The organism is Desulfobaccales bacterium (genome assembly GCA_041648175.1).
GTDB lineage: Bacteria > Desulfobacterota > Desulfobaccia > Desulfobaccales > 0-14-0-80-60-11 > 0-14-0-80-60-11.
This window is the reverse complement of record JBAZPO010000069.1, coordinates 1-3042: the sequence shown is the minus strand read 5'-3', so window position 1 is coordinate 3042 and position 3042 is coordinate 1. Positions and strand designations below refer to the sequence as shown.

The following is a 3042-nucleotide window of genomic DNA, read 5'->3' as shown; positions in this document are numbered from 1 at the left end:
TGGACGAAAACCAGGAACTGAAGGGTCTTGTCAAACTGCTCCAGGTAAGTCAGACCATCGCTAATTGTCTGGACCTGGAGCGTCTCTACTCGCTGGTCGTGGATGTCCTGTCCAAAGAGGTTGGCGTTAACAAGGGGCTGGGGTACTTTTTCGATGGGGAAAGCACCCTGATACTGAAGGATGTCAAGGGCTTCAGCGAGGCATTCGGCACACGACTTGGAAGCGCGATCATGGAAACTTTCAACTGCCAGGGGGAAAAGGGCGAAAGTGTTATCCGGCTCAACAATTTCCTCCCTTCCGGGCTTGGCGGCGGTCCCGATATCGAGGGTGACCTGTCCGATGCGATGTTACTGTTCATCAGGACTAAAACCCATCCGCAGGGAGTCGTCATGCTCTTCAACGAGCCGGGTATGCCATTTTTGTCCGACATCAACTACAAGAACCTCAATTTCATTATCGATCAGTCTTCGCTGGCTCTTGAGAACGCCGCCCGCTACACTGCCGCCCGCAGCTTGCTCTACGTGGATGAACTGACAGGGCTTTTCAACTATCGTTACCTGGAAGTCGCCATGGAGCGGGAGGTTAGAAGGGCCGAGAGGTATGGTTCAACTCTAGCGGTGATTTTCCTAGATATGGACCTTTTCAAACAGGTAAATGACAACCACGGTCACCTTAACGGCACCAAGGTATTGCGGGAAGTGGGCATGCTCATAAGTAAATCGGTGCGGGACGTGGATACGGTTATCCGGTATGGCGGTGATGAATACACCGTGATCCTGGTCGAGACCGACATGGCGGGGGCCGCTGTCGTTGCGGAACGTATCCGTCTCACCATTGAACAGCACGACTTCCTCGTGGCCGAGGGGTTGAAAGTCAAATTGACCGCCAGTCTGGGCTACTCCTGTTTCCCGGAGAATTCAAGGTCCAAGGTGGAACTTCTGGAACTGGCCGACCAGGCCATGTACCGCGGCAAGGCTAGCGGCAAGAATGTGGTATATGCACTGTCCGGTCGCAAGAGCGGACGGATGGTCAGCAATGACCGTAATAAAGGCGATTGAGCCTGGATGGATACACGTTCAAATACTTTTTGTACGATAAAGGAGCGCATTTAGCGTGGCGGTTACCGGAGTCAAGGGATTTAACGACATACTGCCCGGCGAGGCTGAGAAATGGCAGCATATAGAGGCCACTGCCAGGCGGATTTTCGGGCTGTACGGCTTCTCAGAAATCAGGGCGCCGATCCTGGAGAGGACCGAACTTTTCTCTCGTTCTATCGGGGACGCCACCGACATCGTTGAGAAGGAGATGTACTCCTTCCTGGACAAGGGTGATAACCGCGTTACCATGCGGCCTGAAGGAACGGCAGGGGTAATGCGCGCCTTTATCGAGCACAAGCTCTACGCCGCCGACCCGGTTGCCAAACTTTACTATATGGGGCCGATGTTCCGTTATGAGCGACCGCAGAAGGGACGCTACCGGCAGTTTCACCAGATCGGCGCCGAGGTTACCGGCATTAATAATCCAAAAATAGACGCCCAGGTGCTGACCATGCTCTGTCATTTCTTTGCGGAGCTTGGCTTGACCGAGCCGTCACTGCAGATAAATTCCCTTGGCTGCGCGGAGTGTCGGCCTCGTTACCGGCAGATACTGAAGGGGTTCCTCCAGTCGCGGCTTGACTCCCTCTGCGAGGATTGCCGCCGCAGATGTGACGCCAATCCCTTGCGCGCCCTTGACTGCAAGGCCACTGGCTGCAAGAATGCGACGGCGGACGCGCCGTCTATGATTGAACACCTCTGTAGCGCCTGTGACGAGCATTTTTTGATGACTCGCAGACATTTGGACGCTGTCGGCACGGCGTATGACATCAATACCCGCATGGTGCGCGGACTAGATTATTACACTCGCACCACTTTTGAGCTGGTTACCGGACTGCTCGGCGCTCAGGGCGCCGTGGCCGCCGGCGGTCGATATGACGGCCTTATTGCCGATCTGGGAGGGCCTCAATTACCGGGGGTCGGTTTTGCCATGGGGATGGAGCGGGTGGCGCTGCTTCTTGCCGACAAGGAGTTCGGCAAACGTCCCGACCTGTTCATAGCTTCAATGGGCGAGGCGGCCCAGCATCTGGCGTTCCGGCTGATGTGCCTGCTCCAGAGAGATGGAGTCAGCGTGGAAATTGATTATGAAGGGAAAAGCCTTAAAAGCCAGTTGCGCCGCGCCGACAAACTCAGATCCCGTTATACCCTGATCATAGGCGATGACGAGTTGGCGCGCGGAAGAGGCCAGTTGAAAAATATGACAGACGGAAGTCAGACGGAGGCGCCGTTTGCCGTTGAAGAGATTGCAAGGCTGTTGAAAAATTAAATTGGTCGAAGCAGCCCATAAGCCGGGTTCTGTCCCCGCCGCCGGTTACCCGGCGACAGGTGATGGCCATTCCTCTAGGACCGCCGTTACCGACGGCCTCAAGCAGCCAACCCGGAAGCACGGGCGGGCCACCCTTAACGCTTCCCTATTTGGCCTTGCTCCTGGTGGGGTTTACCTGGCATCCGTCGTCACCGCCGGACCCGGTGAGCTCTTACCTCACCCTTTCACCCTTACCCGCCGAAGCGGGCGGACTGCTCTCTGTGGCACTTTCCCTGGGGTTGCCCCCGCTGGACGTTATCCAGCACCATGCCCTGCGGAGCCCGGACTTTCCTCCCCCTGCGCAAGCAGGCGGCGGCCATCCTGACTGCTTCGACCAAACCTTTTCCTACCCGTTATTCGTTTCAAGCCTGAGCAGCAGCACCCGCTGGCAGTGGGGACAGGCAATCAGCTCATCACCGCGAAACAGACTGTTGTAAAGCTGCGGCGGCAGGTTCATGTTGCAGCCAAGACATGAGCCGTCCCTCGCCTCGACAACAGCCACCCCCCTGCGTTGTTCCCGCAGAGCGCCGTAACGTTTCAGCATCGAAGCCGGAAGGCCTTTGGATGAAGCTTCCCTGGCAGTGAGGTCTTTGGCCATGGATTTATCCAACTGGTCCATCTTGGCCAGCGCCTCGGCCCGCT

At 56.7% G+C, this 3042-nt stretch carries 3 protein-coding genes and 1 other RNA gene; 2 read left to right on the top strand and 2 right to left on the bottom strand.

Annotated features, from left to right (window positions below):
• A partial coding sequence (locus WC600_19090) for a GGDEF domain-containing protein (protein MFA4904833.1) occupies positions 1-1058 on the top strand: 1058 nt, incomplete at its 5' end.
• Between the two features lie 55 nt (positions 1059-1113).
• Entirely contained in the window at positions 1114-2361 is a 1248-nt protein-coding gene (hisS, locus tag WC600_19085) for a histidine--tRNA ligase (protein MFA4904832.1), read from the top strand.
• Between the two features lie 2 nt (positions 2362-2363).
• On the opposite strand, the gene rnpB is transcribed toward hisS, so the two are convergent.
• Positions 2364-2733, bottom strand: an RNA gene (gene rnpB / locus WC600_19080) — RNase P RNA component class A.
• Between the two features lie 13 nt (positions 2734-2746).
• Positions 2747-3042: C4-type zinc ribbon domain-containing protein (locus WC600_19075; GenBank protein ID MFA4904831.1), on the bottom strand; the 296-nt coding region annotated here is incomplete at its 5' end.